Raw genomic sequence first — 24,956 nt, forward strand, 5'->3', positions numbered from 1 at the left:
AAAAAATAAATAATTTAAGGAGGAAGTTTAATGAGCAGGAAAACGTTAAGCATTATTTCATTATCTTTGATTATATTGATGATGTTTGTTACGGCTTGTTCAAGCAATCAAACCGCTGCGCCGCCGCAGGATGGCAGCAGCAATGAGCAAGGACAGGAAACAAATAATAATGACAGTAAGGAAGAAACTGTGAAAAGAACTGATTTGGTATTCGGAATACCACAGGACCCGCAATTTTTAACTGCAGGAAGATCAAACGGGCAGATACCTAACATTATGCAAACTCAGCTTTATAACAATCTTCTACGCACGAATCCGGATGGATCTTATTCTCCTGAGTTAGCAAAAAACTGGGAGGTATCGGATGATAACCTGACATATACATTTTATCTCAGAGATGATGTTTTGTTCCATGATGGAAGTAAAATGACATCGAAGGATGTTGCATTTTCATTTGATTATCACGCAGGAAAGCTTGCGGATTATCCAAGTGGAACACAGGCCAGATCCTTTTTAAACTTCTATGAAGAAACTGAGATAATTGATGAGTACACTGTTAAAATTCATTATTCAAAAGTCTATGGTCCTACGCTGTCATGCCTTTCGGATATTATTTTGGGAATATTGCCTGAAGACGCTTTTTTATCAACAGGACAAGACGAATTTGAAAAGCATCCCATAGGAACGGGACCTTATAAATTTATCAGCAAGGTGCCGGGTGAAACTATCAAAATGCAGGCAAACGAAGATTATTTTGACGGAATACCGAGTATAAAGGATTTAACATTCAGCATCAGGCTTGATACAGATGCTGCCGTTATAGCTCTTCAAACAGGTGAACTAGACTTTGTTACAAATATTGCTACAAGCTACAAGAATACTATTGACAGTGACAGCAACTTGAAATGGTTTATGACAGACTCTCCCGGTCAGGGGTGGGTTATATTTAATACCGGAATTAATACGGACAAGGTAGGCAGCAAATACTTTTCAGATGTACGTTTGCGTCAAGCTGTGGCATATGCTGTAGATAAAGAAGATATAAATATTGCATCAACAGATGGCTACGGAAAGATAATAAATTCTCCCATACCCAATACTTTTGCCGGCTATACGGATGTGCCGGACTATTATACGAGAGATTTGAATAAAGCGGAGGAGTTGCTGATAGATGCAGGTTATCCGAATGGTTTTTCGGTTAATTTGAGATGTATAACAACACCTACATACTATAAACCGGCCGAAACTTTGATAGGTCAGTTAGCGGAAATAGGTATAAACGCAACATTAGAGGTCCTGGAAAGCGGAGCATACTGGACATCAATTATGACAAATTATGATTATGATATAGCAATCGGAAACTATACGGCAACAACTCCTGACGCGGATATTCCGCTTATGCAGCATTATTATACAGATGCAACCTTAAGATATACAAATCATAGCATTAAAGAACTGGATGATTTACTTGACAAAGCACGCAGCGAGCTTGACAAATCAAAGAGAGAGGAAGCTTATGCAAAAGCTGTAGAAGTAATACTTAAGGACAATTGCTTGGTAGTTCCTTTATACCAATTTGTTGTAACCGGAGCCGGAAATGCCAATTTGCAAAATGTAAATGCATCACCATACGTTGACTGGAAAATAAGCGACTGGTCATGGTAAATTGGAATATACATAACTACAAAATGAAATGTAAAATTTCAAAGAGTTATTCCTGATTTTTAGGAATAACTCGATTATTTCACTTACAGTATAAAAGACTGGCTCCAAATTAAGAATTTGGGTTATCTTCTTAGGGAGGGTTAAATTTGGTACGATATATTTTAAAAAGACTAATAATTATGATTCCTATTATCGTTGGCATTACCTTAATAGTATTCGCTATTTTAAACTATACGCCCGGTGACGCCGCGACCCTGATCTTAGGTTTTGATGCAACCGAAGCATCCCTCGACGCACTAAGGGCAAAGCTGAAGCTGGACGATCCATTTATGGTACGCTATGTGAGATATCTTGTGGGCTTACTGAAGGGAGACCTTGGAATTAGTTGGCGTCACAATACACCTGTAGCTGCAGAGTTAATGAACAGAATACCGAATACATTGGGACTGGCAGCATATGCAGTTACGGTAATGCTCATTTTAGGTATTCCTATGGGTATTATATCTGCGGTACGTCAATACAGCCTCTTGGATCATACAACATTATTTATCGCTTTACTTATGACCTCAATACCTACATTTTGGTTAGCTCTTATGATGATGCTTAAGTTTTCTCTTGAATTGGGTATTTTACCTGCTACAATGCCTACAAGTGCTGCAATAACCTGGAAGCACTGGGTACTGCCTACCTTTATGTGTTCTGCAAACCTTACGGCTTCAACGGTTCGTACAACCCGATCAAATATGTTGGAGGTTATCAGATCTGATTATATAAGAACAGCAAAATCAAAAGGTGCCGGACAATTCAGAGTAATAATGTATCATGCCTTAAGAAATGCGTTAATGCCGGTTGTAACAATTGTAGGAATTAATTTTAATGTACTTATGGGTGGAGCTGTAATTACTGAACAAGTATTTAACATAAGCGGAGTAGGTAATCTGCTTATTAGCTCGGTCAGAACTAAAGACGCTCCGATGGCAATGGGATGTATTATTTTTATCGCAACCGTTATAGGTATTGTAAATTTACTCGTTGATCTTTTGTACGTATTTATAAACCCAAGATTAAAATCAATGTACGTAAGGAATAATGCGGCAAAGGAGGAGTCGTGATAATCGAAAAATCAAATCAAATAAAAAAGAAATATAAAAAAAGAAGCCAGATATATTCGATATGGCTTCGATTCAAAAGAAATAAAATGGCTGTGGCAGGGTTAATACTGTTAAGTATTTTATTAACTGTTGCAATATGTGCACCGCTTATTGTTAAATACGAACATGTAATAAAGCAAAATTTAAAAATCAGATTTTTACCTCCCGGAAGGGATTATTGGTTCGGTACTGATGCGCTAGGAAGAGATATGTTTGCCAGAATTATTTGGGGAGCAAGATATTCGTTATCTCTTGGTATAGGTGCGGTATTCATATCTATGTCAATAGGAGCAGTTATAGGGTCTGTTGCAGGATATTACGGAGGCAGGATAGACTCGTTAATTATGCGTATCATAGACGTTATTATGGCCATACCGGGTACATTAATGGCAATTACAATAGTAGCAGCCTTAGGTGCAGGAACAGTCAAGCTTTTAATAGCTATGAGTATATCGCTGATTCCTACTTTTTCCCGTGTTGTGCGTTCAATTATACTAAGCATAAGGGAGGAGGAATATATAGAGGCAGCCCGCTCTTATGGATGTAAGGACAGAACGATTATTATGAGACATATCTGGCCTAATTCATTGGGACCGTTGATAGTCCAAGCAAGTCTCTCAATGGCACAGGCTGTTCTTACGATTTCTTCGTTGAGCTTTATAGGGTTAGGTGTTCCGGCACCCACACCAGAATGGGGAACCATTCTTTCTGAGAACAAAGTAAATATGCGTGATTATTCGTATCTTTGCACAATACCCGGTTTTGCTATATTACTTTCTGTTATAGCAATGAACCTAATCGGTGACGGGCTGCGTGATGCCTTGGATCCCAAACTTAAAAATTAGACAGGGAGGCAGACAAATGTATGATAAATTACTTGAAATAAATAATCTGCACGTTAACTATAAAACTGCAGATGATGTGGTATATGCCGTAAACGGATTGAACCTATCCGTTCGAAAGGGTGAAACACTGGGTTTGGTCGGGGAGACCGGTTCAGGTAAGACGACGGTAGCATTGAGTATTTTAAAGTTATTGCCTGAAAAAATAGGCTTTATTTCGAACGGTAGAATTTGGTTTGAAAGTGTTGATATAACAAAAACTTCAGAAAAAGAAATGCGTCGTGTAAGGGGAGAACAAATTTCAATGATATTTCAGGACCCTATGACAAGCCTAAATCCTACCATCAGAGTCGGAGAGCAAATAGCGGAAAATTTATTGCTGCATAAAAAAGACATGACAAAAAAACAAATATCCGATCGCGTTGATGAAATTTTAAGGCTTGTAGGGCTGACTAAGGAAAAGAAGAATGATTTTCCGCATCAGCTGTCAGGTGGTATGAAGCAAAGAGTTGTTATTGCGTTAGCACTTGCGTGTGAACCAAAACTATTGCTGGCAGATGAGCCTACGACCGCACTCGATGTAACGATTCAGGCTCAGGTTCTGAGCATGATGCACAAGTTAAAGGAAAAACTTGATACATCAATGATATTGATTACTCATGACCTCGGTGTGGTCGCGAACAATTGTGATAGAGTAGCTATTATGTATGCAGGTCAGATAATAGAAGAAGGGAATATAAGGGATATATTTACCGCAAAGCATCATCATCCCTATACTCTGGGACTGTTTGGCTCAATCCCGGATATGTCTAAAAAAACAAGAAGGTTGGCACCTATAGACGGAATGATGCCGGATCCTACGAACCTTCCTGACGGATGTCATTTCTGGCCACGTTGTACAGATCGCATGGATGTATGTAAAATGTGTGAACCGAATCCGTGTTATAAGGATACACATATGATAAAATGCCATTTATATAAGGATTTATACAATGAAAGAGGAAAAGATTATATTGTAGGAAAGGATGAATAGTAAATGAGCAAAACTTTAATTCAGACAAATAATCTTAAAAAATACTTCCAAACACCCATAGGGATGCTCCATGCGGTTGATGATGTAAATATTTCAATAAATAAAGGAGAGACTCTCGGCGTAGTAGGAGAGTCAGGCTGCGGTAAATCTACCTTGGGAAGAACAATATTACGGCTGATAGAGGCGACCTCAGGGGAGGTTCTATATAATGGCGAGAATATTTTGAAATACGATAAGAACAGATTATTTGAAATAAGAAAAAGAATGCAGATAATTTTTCAGGATCCTTATGCATCCTTAAATCCTCGCATGACAGTGAGTGAAATTATAACAGACCCAATAAGAGTAAATAAAACTTTAAGCGATAAAAAAAGCATAAGTGATAAGGTTAGCGAATTAATGGAGATTGTCGGATTAGCTGAACGATTTGTCAATACGTATCCCCATGAGCTGGACGGAGGCAGAAGACAGCGTATAGGTATAGCCAGAGCTTTAGCTTTAGGACCTGAATTTATCGTATGTGACGAACCTGTATCTGCTCTAGATGTTTCTATACAGGCGCAAATTCTTAACCTATTGATGGATTTACAAGAAAAGGAAGGGTTTACATATATGTTTATTACACATGACTTAAGTGTTGTTAAGCATATCAGCGATCAAATAGCCGTAATGTACTTGGGTCAATGCGTAGAAATAGCAAAGGCGGATGAACTGTTTATGAATCCTCTTCATCCTTATACTCAGGCATTATTAGATGCAATTCCCGTTCCAAATTTAAGCCTGTTGGGAAAGGAAAAGAAGTTAATAGAAGGTGAAGTTACGAGCCCTATAAATCCGATACAAGGATGCAGATTTTATGCAAGATGCCCTTTATCTAAAAAGGAATGCTTAGGCAGTCTGATTCCTTTAAAAGAGGTGGCTCCAAGTCATTATGTGTCATGTGTTTTGTGTATTTGACAGGAATACGATTATTTTAATTTAATGTTTTATTATATTTATAATAAATGAAAACGTTAAAGATATTTATAAGCATTTTTACTTATGTACAAAAGTTTTATGTATGGAGAAATTGTATGTTATTTAACAGGAACATGAAAATTGTCAGTTTAATTTTCTTTTGCTATATTTCTGTTTTAAGCCTGACAGCATTTTATATTTTTGATGTTACAAATAAATATTTCATAATTACTTATATATTTACGTTTGTTTCTTTTGTGATTATTTATTTGGTGTCTATGTATTATTTGCTTCAGCATAGTAAGTATCCCTACAAAAAAGCAAGACGCATATATGCTGTAATAGTCGGTCAATACGCAGTTTTACAGGTTGTATCGTCATTGTTAATTATAGGGATATATGAATATTTTGGTCTGATAACAGAATATTATTATTTTTTTATTGAATTGTTTTTGTTAATATTTTATCTGTTTAAGTTATACAAAGTTTAGCTTTATGCATAATTTGCTTATGGCAAATAAATATATAATTATGCAAAAGAGAGGAGAGTTAAAATGAAAAAGAAATTATTATCAATATTTTCACTTATTATGGCTTGCTCAATGATAGTGTTAACAGCTTGTGCGCCTGCAAGTCAGTCTTCAGGCCCTGAACAACCGGAAAAACAGGATGAAAGATCTGCAGGTGATGAAAAGGCACCTTCTGCTTCTGCAAAAACTGAAATAATCATGGGATTGACAAGAGGTATATCAAGTATATGGCCCGGTGGAGAAAATGATCAGGGTACAGTAATCATGAACAACCAGTTCTGGAATAATCTTGTAAGAAAGAATTTTGAAACAGGCGAAATTGAACCTGAGCTTGCAAAAAGCTGGAATATTTCAGAAGATAACCTGACATATACATTTGAATTAAGAGACGATGTATATTTCCACAACGGTGTGAAGATGACTGCCGAAGACGTTGCGTGGTCACTGAATGAATGGCATAAGTATGAAACATACACTAAAGACTACTTGGTTTTCTTCAACAATGCAGAGGTAATAGACGAATACACCGTAGCATTGCATTATGACAAAATATATGCTGCAGCATTGGAAGGTCTTTCGATGAATTTGGTTGGAATTATGAACAAGGAATATACTTTGGAAAAAATGGGAACCAACTGGGATTCATCCGAAAATGCACAGAGCAGAGGCGTATACGGCGAAATCGATCCTATGGGAACAGGTCCATACAAATTTGCGAGCAAGGTCAGCGGTGAAAGCTACACAATGGAAGCAAATGAACAATATTTTGAAGGCGCACCTGCATTTAAAAAGGTTACAGTTAAAATCATGACTGATGCAAACGCGGCATTAATGGCCCTTGAATCAGGCGAAATAGATGCTTTATCACATGCACCTGCAAGCGATAAAATGGCTATAGAATCAAATCCGGATCTTGTATGGTATCAGAATTCAGATACTCCTATGCTGATCTGGCTGATGCTTAACAAAGACAACGAATACCTTAAAAATGATAAGGTTCGTCAGGCTATAGCATATGCACTTGATAAGGAAGAAATAGCTATAGGTACAACTGACGGAGTTGGCGGTGTGTTACACTCTCCGATACCGACTGCAGCTACAGGCTATTCAGACGCAGTTTCGGATTATGAGCAAGATTTAGAAAAAGCAAAGCAACTGCTTGCTGAAGCAGGTTATCCTAACGGATTTACTATTGAAATGAAAACATATAATTCTAACACATACAAAAAACCAAGTGAAATTATCCAGGCTCAATTGGCTAAAATAGGTATTGATATTAAGGTAGTAATCGTTGATACCTTTTGGTCAGACGTTGCAGCACATGATTTCAATCTGGGAGTTATGAATCTTTGTATTTATGTTCCTGATGCTGACCAAGCATTGTATCCTCTGTATTATTCAGGGCAGAAAAGAAATTACGTAAATGTCAGAAATCCTGAATTGGACAGGATGCTTGATGAAGCGCGAGGAGAAACAGACGTAGCTGTCAGAACTGAACTGTATGCACAGGCACAACAGATTTTCCATGATGATTTATTTATGATTCCGTTATGTAATTATGTTTCTATTATAGCAGCTAACAAGAATGTTAAGAATGTAGTAGCAAGCCCTGTATTTGCTTGGGATATCAAGGACTGGACTTGGGAGTAATAAATTAACCGGTTCAAAAGCAGAATTACCCGGGGCTGTCATGGTATAGCCCCTTAGTTAAGAAACACAGGAGGTAAGAATGTTACGTTATATAGTTCGAAGGCTGTTAATTCTTATACCGATAGTAATTGGAATATCATTCATAGTATTTGCAATTTTATCTTTTACACCGGGAGATCCGGTTATGAACATCGTAGGAAACGGAGCGGATGAGGCAACATACGAGGCCAAAAGAGAAGAATTGGGCTTGAATGATCCGTTCTTAGTACGATACATTAATTACATGAAGAATGTATTTAAAGGTGATCTGGGTAAATCATGGAACTATGATACAAAGGTTTCGGGTGAGCTCGGAAGGACTATTCCAAAGACGTTAATATTGGCAATCACATCTGTAGGATTAATGCTTCTTATTGGAATGCCTATAGGTATAATTTCTGCGGTTAAGCAGTACAGCATATGGGATAATTTAAGTATGGCAGCTATGCTTGTGTTAACATCAATGCCTTTATTCTGGCTGGGACTTATGCTCATGCTGCAATTTGCCGTTAATATTAAATGGTTTCCTGCTGCCTTTCCGACGGAAGGATTGGGTACAATAAAGCATTGGATTCTGCCTACAGTAACATGTATGGCAAGTATGATGGCAGCACTGGTCAGAACAACACGTTCCACTATGTTAGAAGTTATTCGTTCGGATTATATCAGGACGGCACAAGCAAAAGGAGCCACAGAAAGAAGCGTTATTACGAGACATGCGCTTAGAAATGCCTTGTTACCTGTAGTTACATTAGTTGGTCTTAACTTTGGATTATTAATGGGAGGTGCTCTTGTTACCGAGAAGGTATTCGGTATTTACGGAGTAGGATATTTATTGGTTAATGCTGTTACAAGCAGGGATGTCCCCCTTGTTATGGGTTCTATATTGTTTGTTGCCACATGTATTGGTGTAGTTAATCTTTTTGTAGATGTTCTATACGTATATATTGACCCGAGATTGAGGTCGGAATATGTAAAAATAAAGATTAAAAGTTCTAAAAAGCTACAGATCTGACAGGAAGAGGGAGGAATCAAATTAATGACTGATATTGCAAACAGCAAAGTTAACAAAGTGGAAATTAAAAAGAGAAGTCAATTAAAATCAGTTTGGTTTCGATATAAAAAAAATAAAATGGCGGTAGCTGGATTAATACTATTAATTATCCTGTTTATAATTGCGGTTTCCGCACCTCTCATAGTTCCTTATGAAAAGGTTGTGGAGCAAAGCATGAAACATAGATTTATAAAACCAAGTTCAGAGTATTGGTTCGGGACAGACGAATATGGAAGAGACATGTTTGCAAGAATTATCTGGGGAGCAAGATATTCTCTTTCATTGGGAGTAGGTTCAATTATAATATCACTGATTTTTGGTGCTCTTGTAGGAGCTGTCTCAGGTTATTACGGCGGAAGGATAGATAGTACAATAATGCGTCTTATGGATGTCTTGCTTGCGATACCGCAAACATTGATGGCTATTTGTATAGTGGCTGCACTTGGACAGGGTGTTTTCAATCTGCTTGTTGCAATGAGTGCTTCAACGGTACCCAAGTTTGTAAGAATAGTTCGTTCGTCAGTAATTTCTCTCAAAGGTGAAGAATATATAGAAGCTGCCAGAGCGTGCGGTACAGGTGATTTCAGGATAATATACAAGCATGTACTTCCAAATGTAATCGGACCGATTATTGTTCAGGCGACCATTACTATGGCATTAACAGTTTTAACAATTTCATCACTAAGCTTTATAGGTCTTGGAGTACCTACTCCACAACCGGAATGGGGCACAATTCTTTCGGATAACAAGGCTCAGATGAGATACTACCCTTATTTGACAACTATCCCCGGTATTGCGATTCTAATATCTGTTATAGCTATGAATCTAATTGGAGACGGACTTAGGGATGCGTTAGATCCAAAGTTGAAAAATTAGGGAGGAATCAACATGGGTGAAAAAATACTAGAAATTGAAAATCTGCATGTTAAGTATAAAACAGATGAATCAGATATATATGCAGTTAACGGATTAAATCTATGTTTAAATAAAGGCGAAACCCTGGGACTTGTCGGAGAAACAGGCGCAGGAAAAACTACTGCGGCATTAAGTATTTTGAAACTGTTGCCTAAAAAAATTGGTTTTATAACGGAAGGTTCTGTTAAATTAGGAGATATAGATATTATAAACGCAACGGACGCAGATATGAGACTCATCAGAGGAGATATGGTTTCCATGATTTTTCAGGACCCTATGACAAGCCTTAATCCGATTCTCAGGATAGGTGAGCAGATTGCGGAAGTTCTTCAGATACACAAAAAAGATATGTCAAAACAACAAATAGAAGAACGTGTGGACGAAATATTAAATTTAGTTGGTATCAGTAAAGATAGAAAGAATGATTATCCTCATCAGTTTTCAGGCGGTATGAAGCAAAGAGTTATCATAGCAATTGGTTTGGCATGTGAGCCGGATTTGTTGTTAGCTGATGAGCCTACAACGGCACTTGATGTTACAATTCAGGCACAGGTTTTGGAAATGATGCAGGAGCTTAAAGATAAATTGAATACATCCATGATTTTAATAACACATGACCTAGGTGTAGTTGCTCAGATATGCGACAGAGTAGCAATCATGTACGCAGGCCAGATTATCGAAATAGGCAATATAGAAGATATATTTGAGGGAGAACATCACCATCCTTATACAATCGGACTTTTTGGCTCCATACCAAACATGAATGAAGAATCAAAAAGACTAAAGCCTATTGCAGGTATGATGCCTGATCCTTCAGAGCTTCCCGTAGGATGTTCGTTTAAGGAAAGGTGCGCAAGCTGCATGGAAATATGTAAAGCAGAAAATCCCGAAGAAGCTTATTTAGACACACACATGATTAAATGTCATTTATTTGATAGAAAAAATGAATCAAAGACAATGAGTTAAGGAGGAATATTGTGAGCACACCATTAATTCAGACAGTCGGTTTAAAAAAATATTTCAAAACGCCAAAAGGAGACCTCCATGCAGTTGATGATGTAAATCTTACGGTGGAGAGAGGTAAAACATTAGGCGTTGTAGGAGAGTCAGGCTGCGGTAAGTCAACATTGGGAAGGTCTATATTAAGACTTCTGGAACCTACAAGTGGTCAAGTATTATATAAAGGTGAAGATATATTGAAGTATGATAAGCTTAAAATGCATGAAATGAGAAAGAATATGCAGATAATATTCCAGGATCCTTATGCATCTTTAAATCCGAGAATGACTGTAAGTGAAATTATTGCCGAGCCTATGAGGGTATGTAAGACGATTACTGATAAGAAAGAGCTGGATGACAAAGTAAATGAATTAATGAATACAGTAGGATTGGCCAATAGATTTGTAAACACGTATCCCCACGAACTTGACGGAGGCAGAAGGCAGCGTATAGGCGTAGCCAGAGCGTTAGCGCTTGAGCCGGAGTTTATTGTATGTGATGAACCTGTTTCGGCTCTGGATGTGTCGATACAAGCACAAATCTTAAACCTTATGATGGATCTTCAGGATGAACATGGATTTTCTTACATGTTCATTACACATGACCTTAGCGTGGTGAAGCATATTAGTACAGAAATTGCTGTTATGTACTTAGGACAGTGTGTAGAAGTGGCATCGACAAAAGAATTGTTCAGTAACCCGTTACATCCGTATACGCAAGCCCTATTGGATGCCATCCCCATTCCCAGCTTAAAATACAGGAATAAAAAGAGGACAGTTATTAAGGGTGAGGTTACAAGTCCTATAAATCCCAAACCAGGCTGCAGATTTGCATCAAGGTGTAAATATGCAAAATCGGAATGCGTATCACCTGATAGAAGCTTGAAAGAAGTAAATGCAAATCATTTTGTTTCGTGCATCTTATATAAATAAAATTTGATACACGGTATTAATTATTTTACAAAATCATTATATCCCTCCAATGTCTTCGGATACGATTTACTCTATCCGGAGACATATATTTTGAATATAAAGTTTAAATTTACTTTTGACAGTAAATTCATAAAACTTTCACAGATTGGACAAATGTTAGATTTTGGATGGTCACATGCAAATGATATAGTAAGCTTAGCTTAAATATAATAATAGGAGGTAGACAATATGTCTAAGGTTTATTACTTCGGTTGGTGTACCTGGATGAATCCGGATGAATTACATCGTTATTGGCCTGAAGCAAAAATAATTACTACCGGTTATGTGGACAACTTCGCTATGGAATGGAGAGATGCGAGTAAAAGAGGGGATAGAGGATGGTGTCATTTAGATAACACTTCAAACTCATGGGGGAAAAGATGCTTAGGTATAATAGTTGAAATTCCTGCAGAACTATATGATGAAGATTTCGATGATTTTGTCAGAATGTCGTTCACTGCTCATGGAGATGATGGCAATATTTATAATTGCTGGACATATACTTTGTCTGACCCTGGTAATTCAATGAAAGCCCCTTATTTCTATTGGGACAACGTTGTTACGGGATTAAATATACAAGGATTTCCGTTCGAATATATTAAACAGGTTATGGGTGTTTACAATGTTGCCGGTGATTGTCCAAGGGTGGATCGTCCTAATCCAAATCCGGGAAGACCCGGTAAATCTGCTGCGGAAAGATAAGAGGAGGTATTAGAATGGCTAGGTTAAATTATTTATACATTTATTGTGAATGGTTGGATTCATCATTAGTAAAAAAATGGATTCCTGATGCGAAGCTTGTTACAACAGCTGTATGTCCTGATCATAAAGTCAGCTTCGTTTCATATAAGGATGATAAAGGTGAAGAATTTGAAGGAGGCTGCTGCTTAACAGATGCTCAGGGAGAAACTTTATATGGAGTTGTTTGGGAGGTATCGGAAGAGGCACTTTTAAGCCTTGATAAATTAGTTAAAATTAATGAAGGAAAATATACCAGAGAATATAGAGCGGTTAAGGGCAATGATGGTGTGGCATATGCCACAGTATCACATTCTATAAAAAATCCTACGGGTATTTCTCTGCCAAGTAAAGAATATTTATCACACATGGTGGAAGGTGCTAAAGAGTTTAATTTCCCGGCAGAGTATGTCGAAAAATTGGAAGCTTTGGGACAAAAAGAGGCAGAGAGCTTAGCTTAGAAGTAAATTCTCATATAAGCTGAAAGCATCGTTTAAACAGGCGGTGCTTTCAGCTTTTGGAGGTAAAAATGAATGTAAAACTAAAGCATCTGTCAGCTCCCGTAGTAGAAGAAGCGTACATGGTAAAATGGCTGAAACGGGAAGGCGAATATGTAAAAAAGGGTGAACCTATAGCAACGGTAGAAACAAGTAAGGTTTTTACAGATGTAAAGGCCCCTTGCGAGGGGATATTATGCATTTTATGTGAAGAGTATTCACACGTAAATATACATGCTGATATTGCAACAATAGAATAATTAAAGGATTGTCAACGTGACAAGAAAGGTTATTATGAAAAAGGTATCCGTTTTAAGATTTTATATTATGATATTGCTGATAAATGCAATGAACTGCGTTATACTGCCCATACTGCCAACCATTTATAAAAATTTAAATCTTCCGGACTATATGTTCGGTATTGCATTTGGATTTGTGGCGGCAGGAATGTTTTTGTTTTCTCCATTTTGGGGAAGAGTCGGAGACAAGCTGGGACATACAAACACTCTAATCATTACTTCCTTAGGTTATGCTGCAGCCCAGTTGATGCTTTTTTACGCAAGAGGTACATTTACAACACTGGTGGCAAGATTTTTAGGAGGATCCTTTGCCGGAGGAATAATGGTTGCATTTTTAGCATATGTAACTAATTCAAGTGCAGGAGGGACTTTGAGAACGAAGCATATGTCCTATTATGCCGCAATTCTGTCTCTGTCCAACTCTTTGGGATACTTCATAGGAGGAGTTATGGGCAGCTATTCAATTGCACTTGTGTTTGCTTTCCAGATCGTTGTATTGATTCTGTGCTGCCTGTATCTTTATTTCTTTGTGGGAGAGCCTGAAACTAAATGCAGTCATGTAAATACTGTCAAATCCATAAATCCCTTCGTTGCTCTCATAGGTATAAGAGAGGTGGCCACTAAAACCTTTATAGTGTTTCTTATAGCTGTATTCCTGACAACCTTTGCAACTATTTCATTTGATAACGTATTGAATTATTTCATAAAGGATGAATTTAATTTTCCTTCTTCTTACAACGGATATATAAAGGCTGCAGTCGGAATTATCGGATTAGTATCAAATATAACAATAAATGTATTTATTGCTGAAAAAACCAACATACGTACATCTATCGTATATATATTGGTTTTATGCGGAATATCAGCAGGAGCTTTGTGTTTTATACAAGATATACCTATATTTATAGCCGTTACTTTAATTCATTTTACTGTTAATGCTATATATCTTCCTATTTTACAGGTTATGGCAACTGAAAGCAATGATAAATCAAATACGGGAACCATCAGCGGAACATTCAATGCAATCAGATCCTTAGGTATGTTCGTAGGCTCAATGATTATAGGCTTCATCTATGCTTTTGATAAGAGAATAACCTTTGCATTCATTGGACTTATTTTCCTGATAGGTGCAGTTACGTGCATGATATATAGGCAGATTAAAGCAAAAATGATAAATGAAGGTTAGAGAAAGGTTGGTATAATAATGAATATGAAGGTAGATTTACAACTTTTAAAAGGTCAGAGAGCGGAAAATGCCATAGTGGTTGAATGGTATAAAAAAGAAGGAGACTATGTCAAAAAGGATGAACCCTTGGTACAGATAGAAACCTTTAAAATAACTACAGATATTTTGGCGCCATGCGAAGGAATATTAAATAAGATTTTATATAAAGGATTTGAACATTGCAGTATTAATGATATTATTGCAATTATTAGCTGCATAAATAAATAAACAGTATCCGGAATTTGTTTTCGGATACTGTCTTATTTACTTATTCTGCTGTCATTTCAGTCCATCTTTCAGTGTATAAATCTATAAATTCTTTTGGATCTCTGAACATTTCCATCTTTTCGATATCTTCTTCAGGAATGTTAAAAGCAGGATTGTTCAGAAGCTCTTCATCAACCTCGTTGATTGCTTCTGTATGGACTGTTGAGTACCATACTTCATCGATATTTCTCAGGGTTGCTTCTGTTGTGCAAAGGAAATCAATGAATTTTTCAGCTAATTCCTGATTTTTGGTTGTAGCCGGAATAAACATTGCATCAATCCAGATATTGCTTCCTTCCTTAGGGATAACAAAATCTAAATTTTCGTTTTCAGCCATTGCAGAAACTGCTTCACCGGACCATACCAATGCCATGTCAGCTTCTTCGTTTACCATGATATCCGGTGCTCCATCAGTGATATAAGTCATAATCAGGGGTCTTTGTTTAATTAATAATTCTTTAGCTTCATCTAATTCTTTTTCATCCACCGTATTCATAGAATAACCTAATAATTTAAGAGCCGCTCCGAATGAATCTCTTTGGGAATCCATCATTATAATCCTTTGGCTGTGATTTTCATCCCAAAGCATTGCCCAACTGTCAGATGATGCATCAACATTGTTCTTGTTGTATAAAATTCCTAATGTTCCCCAGAAATATGGCACCGCATATTCGTTATTCGGATCATAAGGTTGATTCTTAAAGGTTTCATCAATATATTTATAATTAGGTATGTTATCAAAGTTTAATTTATTGATCATTCCTTCGTTAATCATACGTTCAATCATATACTCGCTTGAAATTATCAAATCATAATTTGAAGCTCCCGCTTTTGCTTTGATATACATTTCTTCAGGTGTTGAATATGTGTCGTACTTAATTTTAACACCATATTTTAATTCAAATTCGTTAAGCAAGCTTTTGTCCATATAAATGTCATAATTTAAAATGCTTAATGTCTGAGTTTGATCCTTGCTGCATCCGGTTAATGCAATTAATACAATGCAAAGCACGGCTGCAATCAATATTAATTTTCTTTTCATTTAAATACCTCGCTCTTGTTAATTTTCTTTCGGCTTTCGACCCCGTTAGATCTTTTATTTATTAATATCATTAACAATAAAACTACTACAAGCATTATTGTTGATAACGCATTGATTGTCGGACGCACACCTCTTCTTGCCATTGAGTAAATAACTATGGAAAGATTTGTAACGCCTTCGCCCTTAGTGAAATAGCTTATGATAAAATCGTCTATAGATAATGTGAATGCCATTAAAAATCCGGTGATGATTCCCGGCTTAATCTCAGGAATTATAACCTTTCTCAAAGCATACATGGGTGTTGCACCCAAGTCCATAGCCGCCTCCGTCATGTGGACATCAAGCTGTCTCAGTTTCGGCAGTATTGAAAGTATTACATAAGGAGTATTAAACACTATGTGGGAAATAAGCATAGTGTTAAAACCAAAGCTGATGCTAAATGATATATACAATATCATTAATGAAATACCTGTTACTATATCAGGATTAACGACAGGAAGATAATTTATATTCAATATAATTGATTTAATTTTTCCCTTCATGCTGTTTATACCGATTGCGGCAACAGTTCCCAGAATAGTTGCAATTATGGCTGATACTATCGCTATAGTTATCGTATAATAAAATGCATTTCTTATATCCACATCTTGAAACAGTTCGATATACCATTTCAATGAAAATCCTGTCCAGTTTCCTCTTGACTTTGATTCGTTAAAGGAAAAAACAGCAAGGACTATTATGGGAGCATACAGGAAAATAAAGATTAATCCCATATAAATTTTAGTAAGATACTTCTTTACCATAATCTTGCTCCTCCTTCCTTGTCGACGTCAAACTTGTTCATTATTGACATCGCAATCAAAATAATAATCATCATTATTATTGAAATAGAAGAGCCAAAGTTCCAATCACCGTTCAATATAAACAGCTTTTCTATTAAATTACCAATCATCATATTTTTATTGCCACCTAAAAGCTGCGGTATAATAAATGTGCTTACGGCAGGCATGAAAACCATAATTATTCCGGATATAACTCCGGGCATGCTGAGAGGTAATATTATTTTTCTGAATTTAACATATTTATTTGCACCTAAATCATCTGCCGCCTCCAATATGCCGATATCCATTTTGCTTAAGGCAGTATAAACAGGAAGTATCATGAACGGTAAAAAGTTATAAACCATACCCATTACCGTAGCTCCTCTGGTGTAAAGCATATTAAATGTGGGAAGACCCAGAAAGCTTAACAGATTATTTATAATACCGTTATTTCCAAGTATTGTCATCCACGCATAGGTTCTTAAAAGCATGTTCATCCACATAGGCAGTATACATAAAAACAATAATGTATTCCTTTTAGACAAATGAGCCTTTGATATAATGTAAGCCGCAGGATATCCTAATAAAAGACATATAACGGTCGAAATTGCTGCCAAATATATTGAATCCCACAATATGTTTATATACAGGGGGTTAAAAAATTTTTTAAAATTTTCCAACGTAAATTGTATTGTTGTAAGTCCGTTGGATTCCTTTGTTGTCATACTGTATAAAAGAACTAAGAATGACGGAAAAACAATAAATATTATTATCCACAATACATAGGGATAAGCAAAATACTTTGTTCTGTCTTTCAAGTTAATCCCCCTTTTCCATTATGTGTATATCGTCGGGAGTAAGAGTCAGGCCCACGGTTTCACCTACAGGAGCCATATCCGTCGAATGAACCAGAAACTCATAATCATTCACCATTATGTCCATTTCGTAATGAACACCCTTGAATGTAACAGATTTTACAACTCCCTCAAGCTTACCCTCTCCTTTTGGAGTCAGGTCCAGATCCTCAGGTCGTATTACAACATCAACCTCTTCGCCTCTGCCAAAGCCTATGTCAACGCAGTCAAATTTTTTGCCCAAAAACTCTACAAGGTAATCATCGTGCATAACACCATTCAATATGTTGCTTTCTCCTATGAAGTCAGCAACAAATGCATTTTCAGGCTCATTGTAGATATCTATGGGTGTTCCCATCTGTTGTATGATTCCGTCATTCATAACGACGATTGTGTCCGACATTGTCAAAGCCTCTTCCTGGTCGTGAGTAACGTATATGAATGTGATTCCTATTTGCTTCTGCATTGCCTTCAGCTCATGCTGCATTTCTTTTCTCAGCTTTAAATCAAGCGCTCCCAAAGGTTCATCCAGCAAAAGAACCTTCGGCTCATTTACCAATGCCCTTGCGATTGCAATACGCTGCTGCTGACCGCCCGAAAGCTGATCGATTCTTCTCTTACCGTAATTTTTCAGATTAAAAAGCTCAAGCATTTTTTCAACCTTATTTGTTATAAGCTTTTCATCCATTTTATTTATTCTCAGCCCGAAAGCAATGTTTTCAAAAACGTTCATATGAGGAAAAAGAGCATATTTTTGAAACACAGTATTTAATTGTCTTTTGAAAGGAGGCACATCGTTGATTAAATTTCCGTCAAAATATACTTCACCCTCGTCGGGAGTTTCAAATCCGCCTATTATTCTCAGTGTCGTTGTTTTACCACAGCCGCTGGGACCTAAAAGCGTGACAAATTCGTTCTTTTTTACAGATAAATTAATGTCATCAAGAACTATTTCACCATCAAATTTTTTAGTTATATTATTTAACTGGATTATTGCATTGTCCATTTTTTACTCCTCTTTAAAAATTTGGCGGAGTAGAGACCCATATTACACGCGCAGGGTTTTTACTCGTATTTTCTATAAAATGAGTTTTGTTTGCTTTAATATAAAAGGATTCTCCTTTTTTTACTTTGTAAATCTGATTGCCGTAATTTAACATGATGGTTCCTGAAAGCACATAGCCAAATTCCTCACCCTCGTGGGGCTCATCTTCTTTCGTTTTGCTGTTGGCTCCAAGCTCAACCAATATGGGCTCCATCTTGTTTTTCTGTGCATTGGGGACAATCCAATTTATCTTATAATTGTCGTCAGATTCCTTTACAAACACATCTTCTTCCTTAAACACTATCTTGATGTCAACAGCCTCATTGAAGAAGCTTCCTAAATCGGTGCCTAAGCATTCCAATATGTCAGTAAGCGTTGCGATGGAAGGTGATGTCAGATCTCTTTCCAATTGTGATATATATCCCTTCGTTAACTCACATCTGTCCGCTAATTCTTGCTGAGTCAAAGAATTGGCAATTCTTAACCTTTTTAAATTCTCACCGATATTCATAAGTACCTCTGTATTTTGTTTATATTATTAAACCCAAAGTTTAAAGTTAGTAAACATTTAAACCGAATTTTATTATACACACTCGTAAATACTATGTCAACATCAAAATCAATTAAAATTGTGAAATTTATTTAACAAGGGTGCTTAATATAATATTTTTTGTTTAAATATACTAAACTTATTTGAAATTATTGACTTATGCAATTCAATGTTATAAACTTAATATTATCAATAAAAGTAGGTGAACTATGGCGAAAATAAAAACTAAGTTCGTGTGCCAGGAATGCGGTTATGAAACCGCTAAATGGCTGGGTAAATGTCCTTCCTGTGGTGAGTGGAACTCATTTGTGGAAGAAATAGAGGCAAAAGCAAATGACGCTAAAAGCCAAAGGGGTATCAGCAAGGGTAAAATAGAAAAAATACAGGATATAAGCACTGCAAAGCAGAAAAGATATTCAACAGGCAGCAGGGAAATGGACAGAGTTTTAGGCGGAGGGATAGTAAAAAGCTCCTTAGTATTAGTTGGAGGCGACCCAGGCATAGGAAAATCCACGCTGCTTTTACAGGTTGCCGATTACATTTCGAAGCAAAGCTTAAAGGTTTTATATATTTCCGGAGAAGAGTCGGGAGAGCAAATAAAAATACGTGCCGATCGTTTGAACATAGGAGACGGTGAGCTTTACATATTAGCAGAAACAAACATAGATATAATAAAGGAATATGTGGAAAAGGAAGAACCGGATTTATTGATACTCGATTCAATACAAACCATTTATTCACCTGATATAGTGTCGGCTCCGGGAAGTGTAAGCCAGGTCAGAGAGATAACCGCAATGGTAATGCGAATGACGAAGGTAAGAAACATGGCATCCTTTATTGTGGGGCATGTAACCAAGTCAGGAGCTATAGCTGGACCGAGAGTGCTGGAGCATATGGTTGATACAGTGCTTTATTTCGAGGGAGAGAGGCATTTTTCCTACAGGATACTTCGATCGGTTAAAAATCGTTTTGGCTCAACCAACGAAATAGGTATTTTTGAAATGCGTGACAAAGGACTTATAGAAGTAGAAAATCCTTCGGAAGTATTTTTAAAGGGCAGACCGGTTGATGCATATGGAACTGTGGTAACGGCGGCAATGGAAGGTACAAGACCTGTACTGATTGAAATACAGGCTCTTGTTACATACTCGCCGGCGGGCTTTGCCAACAGAGTTACAACAGGTATCGATAAAAACAGGGCGGCGATGCTTATTGCGGTTTTAGAGAAAAAGGCGGGTCTTGCAATTCAAAGCTCGGATACTTTTATCAATGTTACAGGAGGGCTTCAGTTAAGGGAGCCTGCGGCAGACTTGGCAGTATTATGTGCCATTGCATCCAGCTTCAAGGAAATTCCCGTGGACTTTAAAACAATTTTAATTGGCGAGGTAGGATTAACGGGGGAAATAAGAGGGGTTAATTCCATAGAAAAAAGATTGATGGAAGCACAGAAAATGGGATTTAAAAGAGCTGTGATAGCAGAGTCAAACGAGAACATATCCAAAGAATTAAAGGATATTGAAATAATACCTGTAAATAATATCAGACAGGTGATGGATTTGTTATTTTAGGTCAACCCAAAGGGGATCAACCCAAAGGGGACGGTTCTCTTTGGCATAGTTATGCATAAAGGAAGTGAGTAGCAAGTATGGATAGAATTTACAACTCTTTATTAATTTACGGACTTAATGAATCAACAGCAAAGTATTTATATTATTTTATTGTAATACTTATTATTGTTGTCACATCAGTGACTGTTACTTTAATAATTAATAAAATTGTATTGAGGTTTCTGGCTAAACGAATCAAAAACAATAAATATAAATGGGACGATGTTCTGTTAAACAACAAAGTTTTTCAGAAAATTTCAATGATAATTCCCGGTATTGCAGTGTATACGGGTGTAGGAGCTTTTGAAGAAATTTCAGCCTTAATTTCCAAGCTTTCAACCGTTTATATTTTATCCATAGTAATTATAACGGCAAAAAGTCTGATAAATTCTGCGGATGATATATACAGACAATTTCCTATTTCAAGAGACAGACCTATAAAAGGCTTGCTTCAGGTAATAGAAATTATACTATATATAATATTCGGAATTATGATAGTTTCTATTTTAATTGACAAAAATCCCGTAGCATTAATAAGCGGAATAGGTGCCTTGACTGCAATTACAACACTGATATTTAAGGATTCCATAGTCGGCTTTATAGCAGGAATTCAATTGACATGGAATGATATGCTCAGGATAGACGATTGGATTGAAATGCCTAAGTACGGGGCAGACGGTGATGTTATAGAAATAACCCTAACAACCGTAAAGGTTAGAAATTTTGATAAGACTATAGTTACTTTGCCGACCTATGCGCTGATTTCAGATTCGTTTAAAAACTGGAGAGGTATGCAGGAAACCGGAGGAAGACGTATCAAAAGAGCAATTAATATAGATTTAACCAGTATTAAATTTTGTACGGAGGAAATGCTTGAGAAATATAAAAAGGTAAATTTCCTGAAAAGGTATATTGAAGAAAAAGAAAAAGAATTGGAAGTATACAATGAAAGAATTGAAAACACCGATGTTTTAGTAAACGGGAGAAATCTGACTAATGTAGGTATTTTCAGAATTTACGCCCAGAACTATATAAACAATCATCCCAAGGTGCATACAGGTATGACTTGTATGGTCAGACAATTGGCTCCTACTGAAAATGGCTTACCCTTAGAGGTGTATGTTTTTATAAATGATATAAACTGGACTACATATGAGGCGGCACAGTCAGATATATTTGACCATTTGCTTGCTGTGGCTGAATTCTTTGACTTAAGGATTTTCCAAAATCCTTCAAGCTTTGATTTTAATAAATTGGCTGAAAAATAATAACCCAGAGGGGACGTAACCCAGAGGGGACGGTTCTTTTTGGGTCACTTTTCGCCAAAGGGGACGGTCATTTTTGGGTTGCGACAATCGCTCCAAATGTATTTAAGATTGTCAGAACGGATAAAAAATGATATAATTGAAATAGTAAGACTAACGGATGAATTAATGAATAAAGACGAAATAACGGAAGAAGACTATACAAAAATAACAGAGGCAACAATGTATTTACTGACTTATTTTTCTGAGAATTATGCGGACTTGAAATTATCCAAGGAGGTGTCCGAAATGACAGAATACATTTATACAAGAGGCAAGGCCGAAGGCGTAAGAGAAGGAAAGGCAGAAGGCGTAAGAGAAGGTGTGACCAAAGGTAAAATGGAAGGTAAGATTGAGACAGCTATAGAAATGCTTAAAAGAGGCTTAGACATAGAGTTAGTCAGCGAGGTAACAAAACTTTCAAAGGAAGAAATAAAAAAACTGTTCGATAAAATCAACGGTCAAAACAATTAAATAATACGAGCCGATTGTTTTTCATAAAATGCGGGATATAATTATCAATATGTTAATTATATCCTTTTTTTGTTAATGCTATATATAATACACTGCCAAAGGTTCTTGAAGAAAGCACCTTTGCAGACGATCCTTTTTAAAGGCTAGCCAACTTAGTTAGCTAAATTCCTTCAAGAATTGCTCCAAGTCGTAAACAAGGGGCATTTCGTATTGGATATTGCATTATATCATTGTATTCTTCAAAGTCAAATTCCGGGAACAGAAGCCGTATACTTCAGAAATTAATTTTTATTTTTTCTTCCTCGTTTATTTCAACTTCAGGCATCTCTACGAACCAGAATCCGCCAAGATTGTTATGCAGCCTTTCAATATCTTCGTTTGGTAATAAGCGCGATATAATTATATTTCCGTTGTTTTTATCATACTCCTGAAGGACAACTCCGCCAATGTTTAACTTTGAGCCTTCTTTATCCAAGAAGCCAAAGGCACCATTGATAATGCTCCTGTATTGCAGCACTGCTCCGTAGGGCTTTAAAATAATTTTCGCCCTTTCACTTCCAAACTCAATGCTTTCAACCATGTATCCTCCGACGCTGCTGATTTTTATATCTGTATTTTCTATATTTTCTGAAAGCATAACTGATTTTTCTTTATAATCACTGTTTAATAATATCGGAATCAGCTCCAGATCGTTTATACTTTCAATTTCGGAGCTGTCCACAACAAATTCAAAAATATTTGAAACCCTGCTTCCGTCAATTTTACTGGAAACTGATTCGTTAAATACAAAATGGTAATTACCGAGATTGTCTTTTAATACAAAATCCCTGAATATATCATGACCCTCCTGACTGATTACTATTTTGCCTCCTAGGGGAGACATTGAAACCATGTCAATTGTTATCTCATGCTCTGTTTTTCTGCCATAATCTGAAGATGTGACGTTCCTTGTTACATCGGGATATACTGTCTTGCTTTTTAAATTAGCTTCACTTTTGTCTATGAGAATGTCAAAGGACCAGTCTCCGTTAACAAAAGCAACTGCCTGAACGCAATAGGTATGCAAATTAAAGATATCAGGGGTTTCCTCGGATATAATATATTTCTTTATACTTACCAGAGTGTACTCATCCTTTAAATAGCTTGAAGAGTCTGACAATTCAAAACTAATATCTTCTCCGTTAACTTCAAATAAAAAATCAGGAGATAGATAATTATAAAAATGTTCGTAGTATTTTATTCCGGACATTTTTAAAAAGTCTTTGAAAAAAGTTGTATCATCAATAATGTCATTTATCGGAGTTTGTGTTTCTACAATTGAAGTTACAACAATAAAATTATCATCCATAGCTATGTTGTTGATGGTCAGTTTAACTCCGTCAATTTCTTTTGAATACTCTATATAGGTATTGTTTTTTTCTATTTCTTTTTTCTTTGATTCAAGATTTGGGTTATTGATACCTGAAAATTCATCTATAACATTTTTAGTTATTTTAAACATACTAGTAGAGGCAATAGCAGTTGCCATAAGCAGCACTGTTATTATGGCTGCAATCAAAAAGACTTTATTCTTAGGCTTGCCGGACTTATTTATATGGAGTCCTGTGTCATTTTCGGGTAATTCTTCAAGTATTTTATCTATTTTTTCTATACATGCTACTGGTATAAAATCAGGCTCTTTATTTATCATAGATTTCACTATTTCATCAAAATCTTTATTCATTTATATAACCCTCCTGATTTAATAATTCTGTTTTTAATTTCTGTCGCGCTCTTAAAAGTCTGGTTTTTACGGTGTTCTGCGGTATGCTTAATATTTCGCTTATGTGTTTAATGCTAAAATCATCATAATAAAATAGAACTATAATAGCTCTGTATTTTTCGTCTAATTTTTCCACGGCATCCCAAACATCATAAGGCACTTCGGACTCGTAGGTGTCGGAAGTGCTTTCCGAAACCGTATCCACATAAACAACATTCTTTTTGTTTCTGAGTATTGTATAAGCTTCATTAGATACTATTTTAAGTATCCAGCTTTTAAAACTATTTATTTTTCTTATTGTGTTTCTGCTTATGTAAGCCTTGTATATAGCTGAACATACAGCATCCTCAGTATCATGCTCGTTCAGAAGAATACTTTTTGCAAGGCGATACAGGCTTGTTTGATACTCTTTAATAAGCCTGCAGAATTCTTCTTTGCTTATTACTTGCTGTTCTTTATCATTATATTCATTTGCCATTTAAAACCTCTTATTAACATTGATTTCAATTAAAGTCCACCGCTAGTGTAGTTTAAAACAAATACAGAGTCAATTCTTTTTACATGCATGTATTGTTTTCAAATGTAAGACTCATTCAGGAACAAAAAAGTTTCATTATATAAAAAAAGCATTTAGATTTTATGTTCTAAATGCTTTTTACCTTCAA

Annotated in this window: 25 protein-coding genes; 18 read left to right on the plus strand and 7 right to left on the minus strand. The window is 36.3% G+C overall.

All coding sequences use genetic code 11. The annotated features are described in order from the left end of the window. The first annotated feature begins 30 nt into the window (after positions 1-30). From HZF24_RS01025 to HZF24_RS01095, 15 genes are all read left to right on the plus strand, one after another. Entirely contained in the window at positions 31-1,665 is a 1,635-nt protein-coding gene (locus HZF24_RS01025) for an ABC transporter substrate-binding protein (protein ID WP_179236396.1), read from the plus strand. Positions 1,666-1,811: 146 nt separating this feature from the next. Further along, complete coding sequence (locus HZF24_RS01030; RefSeq protein ID WP_179236397.1) at positions 1,812-2,777, plus strand: ABC transporter permease; 966 nt, start codon at positions 1,812-1,814, stop codon at positions 2,775-2,777. Continuing rightward, entirely contained in the window at positions 2,774-3,661 is an 888-nt protein-coding gene (locus HZF24_RS01035) for an ABC transporter permease (RefSeq protein ID WP_179236398.1), read from the plus strand. Before HZF24_RS01030 ends, HZF24_RS01035 begins: the two co-directional genes overlap by 4 nt. A gap of 16 nt (positions 3,662-3,677) precedes the next feature. Continuing rightward, entirely contained in the window at positions 3,678-4,691 is a 1,014-nt protein-coding gene (locus HZF24_RS01040) for an ABC transporter ATP-binding protein (protein WP_179236399.1), read from the plus strand. Positions 4,692-4,694: 3 nt separating this feature from the next. Next, on the plus strand, positions 4,695-5,648 hold the full coding sequence (locus HZF24_RS01045) for an ABC transporter ATP-binding protein (RefSeq protein WP_179236400.1): 954 nt from the start codon (positions 4,695-4,697) through the stop codon (positions 5,646-5,648). A gap of 554 nt (positions 5,649-6,202) precedes the next feature. Continuing rightward, entirely contained in the window at positions 6,203-7,828 is a 1,626-nt protein-coding gene (locus HZF24_RS01050) for an ABC transporter substrate-binding protein (protein WP_179236401.1), read from the plus strand. A 79-nt stretch (positions 7,829-7,907) separates the two neighbouring features. Further along, entirely contained in the window at positions 7,908-8,882 is a 975-nt protein-coding gene (locus HZF24_RS01055; RefSeq protein ID WP_179236402.1) for an ABC transporter permease, read from the plus strand. A gap of 24 nt (positions 8,883-8,906) precedes the next feature. Then, positions 8,907-9,797 carry an ABC transporter permease gene (locus tag HZF24_RS01060; protein ID WP_179236403.1) on the plus strand — a complete coding sequence of 297 codons (891 nt, stop codon included), beginning with the start codon at positions 8,907-8,909 and terminating at the stop codon, positions 9,795-9,797. A gap of 12 nt (positions 9,798-9,809) precedes the next feature. After that, entirely contained in the window at positions 9,810-10,802 is a 993-nt protein-coding gene (locus tag HZF24_RS01065) for an ABC transporter ATP-binding protein (protein WP_179236404.1), read from the plus strand. Between the two features lie 11 nt (positions 10,803-10,813). Further along, positions 10,814-11,767 (plus strand): ABC transporter ATP-binding protein, encoded by a 954-nt coding sequence (locus tag HZF24_RS01070; RefSeq protein ID WP_179236405.1) that lies wholly within the window; start codon positions 10,814-10,816, stop codon positions 11,765-11,767. A 228-nt stretch (positions 11,768-11,995) separates the two neighbouring features. Beyond that, positions 11,996-12,508: a gamma-glutamylcyclotransferase gene (locus HZF24_RS01075; protein WP_179236406.1), complete on the plus strand. Its 513-nt coding sequence runs from the start codon at positions 11,996-11,998 to the stop codon at positions 12,506-12,508. A gap of 14 nt (positions 12,509-12,522) precedes the next feature. After that, positions 12,523-13,005 (plus strand): gamma-glutamylcyclotransferase, encoded by a 483-nt coding sequence (locus tag HZF24_RS01080; protein WP_179236407.1) that lies wholly within the window; start codon positions 12,523-12,525, stop codon positions 13,003-13,005. A gap of 68 nt (positions 13,006-13,073) precedes the next feature. Then, entirely contained in the window at positions 13,074-13,301 is a 228-nt protein-coding gene (locus HZF24_RS01085; RefSeq protein WP_179236408.1) for a lipoyl domain-containing protein, read from the plus strand. Between the two features lie 34 nt (positions 13,302-13,335). Then, positions 13,336-14,526: an MFS transporter gene (locus HZF24_RS01090; protein ID WP_179236409.1), complete on the plus strand. Its 1,191-nt coding sequence runs from the start codon at positions 13,336-13,338 to the stop codon at positions 14,524-14,526. A 24-nt stretch (positions 14,527-14,550) separates the two neighbouring features. Next, entirely contained in the window at positions 14,551-14,793 is a 243-nt protein-coding gene (locus HZF24_RS01095; RefSeq protein ID WP_179236410.1) for a biotin/lipoyl-containing protein, read from the plus strand. A 40-nt stretch (positions 14,794-14,833) separates the two neighbouring features. On the opposite strand, the gene HZF24_RS01100 is transcribed toward HZF24_RS01095, so the two are convergent. The 5 genes from HZF24_RS01100 to HZF24_RS01120 are packed head-to-tail and all read right to left on the minus strand — an operon-like array spanning position 14,834 to position 19,105. After that, entirely contained in the window at positions 14,834-15,874 is a 1,041-nt protein-coding gene (locus HZF24_RS01100; protein ID WP_179236411.1) for an ABC transporter substrate-binding protein, read from the minus strand. Continuing rightward, on the minus strand, positions 15,871-16,677 hold the full coding sequence (locus HZF24_RS01105; protein ID WP_179236412.1) for an ABC transporter permease: 807 nt from the start codon (positions 16,675-16,677) through the stop codon (positions 15,871-15,873). Before HZF24_RS01105 ends, HZF24_RS01100 begins: the two co-directional genes overlap by 4 nt. Beyond that, positions 16,671-17,513 carry an ABC transporter permease gene (locus tag HZF24_RS01110; protein WP_179236413.1) on the minus strand — a complete coding sequence of 281 codons (843 nt, stop codon included), beginning with the start codon at positions 17,511-17,513 and terminating at the stop codon, positions 16,671-16,673. The genes HZF24_RS01105 and HZF24_RS01110 overlap by 7 nt, the downstream gene beginning before the upstream one ends. A 1-nt stretch (position 17,514) precedes the next feature. Continuing rightward, entirely contained in the window at positions 17,515-18,555 is a 1,041-nt protein-coding gene (gene potA / locus HZF24_RS01115) for a spermidine/putrescine ABC transporter ATP-binding protein (RefSeq protein ID WP_179236414.1), read from the minus strand. Between the two features lie 13 nt (positions 18,556-18,568). Continuing rightward, positions 18,569-19,105, minus strand: coding sequence for a helix-turn-helix domain-containing protein (locus HZF24_RS01120; RefSeq protein ID WP_179236415.1), 537 nt, complete (start codon positions 19,103-19,105; stop codon positions 18,569-18,571). Between the two features lie 248 nt (positions 19,106-19,353). On the opposite strand from HZF24_RS01120, the gene radA reads away from it, so the two are divergent. The 3 genes from radA (at position 19,354) to HZF24_RS01135 (ending at position 22,529) form a co-directional block, all read left to right on the plus strand. After that, entirely contained in the window at positions 19,354-20,712 is a 1,359-nt protein-coding gene (gene radA, locus HZF24_RS01125) for a DNA repair protein RadA (protein WP_179236416.1), read from the plus strand. 77 nt (positions 20,713-20,789) lie between these two features. Next, complete coding sequence (locus tag HZF24_RS01130; RefSeq protein ID WP_179236417.1) at positions 20,790-22,019, plus strand: mechanosensitive ion channel family protein; 1,230 nt, start codon at positions 20,790-20,792, stop codon at positions 22,017-22,019. Between the two features lie 96 nt (positions 22,020-22,115). Next, positions 22,116-22,529, plus strand: coding sequence for an RpnC/YadD family protein (locus HZF24_RS01135; RefSeq protein ID WP_179236418.1), 414 nt, complete (start codon positions 22,116-22,118; stop codon positions 22,527-22,529). A 274-nt stretch (positions 22,530-22,803) separates the two neighbouring features. On the opposite strand, the gene HZF24_RS01140 is transcribed toward HZF24_RS01135, so the two are convergent. Both HZF24_RS01140 and HZF24_RS01145 read right to left on the minus strand, forming a co-directional pair. Next, complete coding sequence (locus tag HZF24_RS01140) at positions 22,804-24,252, minus strand: DUF4179 domain-containing protein (protein WP_179236419.1); 1,449 nt, start codon at positions 24,250-24,252, stop codon at positions 22,804-22,806. Then, a complete protein-coding gene (locus tag HZF24_RS01145; protein ID WP_179236420.1) occupies positions 24,245-24,769 on the minus strand; it encodes a sigma-70 family RNA polymerase sigma factor in 525 nt (174 codons plus the stop codon). The genes HZF24_RS01140 and HZF24_RS01145 overlap by 8 nt, the downstream gene beginning before the upstream one ends. Between the last annotated feature and the right edge of the window lie 187 nt (positions 24,770-24,956).

Origin of the sequence: Sedimentibacter hydroxybenzoicus DSM 7310 (assembly GCF_013403245.1) — a bacterium.
Classification (GTDB): Bacteria; Bacillota; Clostridia; order Tissierellales; family Sedimentibacteraceae; genus Sedimentibacter; species Sedimentibacter hydroxybenzoicus.

What these genes read in the sequence shown, in the direction of transcription:
- HZF24_RS01075 (WP_179236406.1), top strand. Translation starts at nt 11,996, where the DNA reads ATGTCTAAGGTTTATTACTTCGGTTGGTGTACCTGGATGAATCCGGAT.
- HZF24_RS01025 (WP_179236396.1), top strand. Translation starts at nt 31, where the DNA reads ATGAGCAGGAAAACGTTAAGCATTATTTCATTATCTTTGATTATATTG.
- HZF24_RS01045 (WP_179236400.1), top strand. Translation starts at nt 4,695, where the DNA reads ATGAGCAAAACTTTAATTCAGACAAATAATCTTAAAAAATACTTCCAA.
- HZF24_RS01050 (WP_179236401.1), top strand. Translation starts at nt 6,203, where the DNA reads ATGAAAAAGAAATTATTATCAATATTTTCACTTATTATGGCTTGCTCA.
- HZF24_RS01085 (WP_179236408.1), top strand. Translation starts at nt 13,074, where the DNA reads ATGAATGTAAAACTAAAGCATCTGTCAGCTCCCGTAGTAGAAGAAGCG.
- HZF24_RS01145 (WP_179236420.1), bottom strand. Translation starts at nt 24,769, where the DNA reads ATGGCAAATGAATATAATGATAAAGAACAGCAAGTAATAAGCAAAGAA.
- HZF24_RS01055 (WP_179236402.1), top strand. Translation starts at nt 7,908, where the DNA reads ATGTTACGTTATATAGTTCGAAGGCTGTTAATTCTTATACCGATAGTA.
- radA (WP_179236416.1), top strand. Translation starts at nt 19,354, where the DNA reads ATGGCGAAAATAAAAACTAAGTTCGTGTGCCAGGAATGCGGTTATGAA.
- HZF24_RS01135 (WP_179236418.1), top strand. Translation starts at nt 22,116, where the DNA reads ATGTATTTAAGATTGTCAGAACGGATAAAAAATGATATAATTGAAATA.
- HZF24_RS01095 (WP_179236410.1), top strand. Translation starts at nt 14,551, where the DNA reads ATGAAGGTAGATTTACAACTTTTAAAAGGTCAGAGAGCGGAAAATGCC.
- potA (WP_179236414.1), bottom strand. Translation starts at nt 18,555, where the DNA reads ATGGACAATGCAATAATCCAGTTAAATAATATAACTAAAAAATTTGAT.
- HZF24_RS01100 (WP_179236411.1), bottom strand. Translation starts at nt 15,874, where the DNA reads ATGAAAAGAAAATTAATATTGATTGCAGCCGTGCTTTGCATTGTATTA.
- HZF24_RS01040 (WP_179236399.1), top strand. Translation starts at nt 3,678, where the DNA reads ATGTATGATAAATTACTTGAAATAAATAATCTGCACGTTAACTATAAA.
- HZF24_RS01130 (WP_179236417.1), top strand. Translation starts at nt 20,790, where the DNA reads ATGGATAGAATTTACAACTCTTTATTAATTTACGGACTTAATGAATCA.
- HZF24_RS01140 (WP_179236419.1), bottom strand. Translation starts at nt 24,252, where the DNA reads ATGAATAAAGATTTTGATGAAATAGTGAAATCTATGATAAATAAAGAG.
- HZF24_RS01060 (WP_179236403.1), top strand. Translation starts at nt 8,907, where the DNA reads ATGACTGATATTGCAAACAGCAAAGTTAACAAAGTGGAAATTAAAAAG.
- HZF24_RS01065 (WP_179236404.1), top strand. Translation starts at nt 9,810, where the DNA reads ATGGGTGAAAAAATACTAGAAATTGAAAATCTGCATGTTAAGTATAAA.
- HZF24_RS01080 (WP_179236407.1), top strand. Translation starts at nt 12,523, where the DNA reads ATGGCTAGGTTAAATTATTTATACATTTATTGTGAATGGTTGGATTCA.
- HZF24_RS01090 (WP_179236409.1), top strand. Translation starts at nt 13,336, where the DNA reads ATGAAAAAGGTATCCGTTTTAAGATTTTATATTATGATATTGCTGATA.
- HZF24_RS01105 (WP_179236412.1), bottom strand. Translation starts at nt 16,677, where the DNA reads ATGGTAAAGAAGTATCTTACTAAAATTTATATGGGATTAATCTTTATT.
- HZF24_RS01120 (WP_179236415.1), bottom strand. Translation starts at nt 19,105, where the DNA reads ATGAATATCGGTGAGAATTTAAAAAGGTTAAGAATTGCCAATTCTTTG.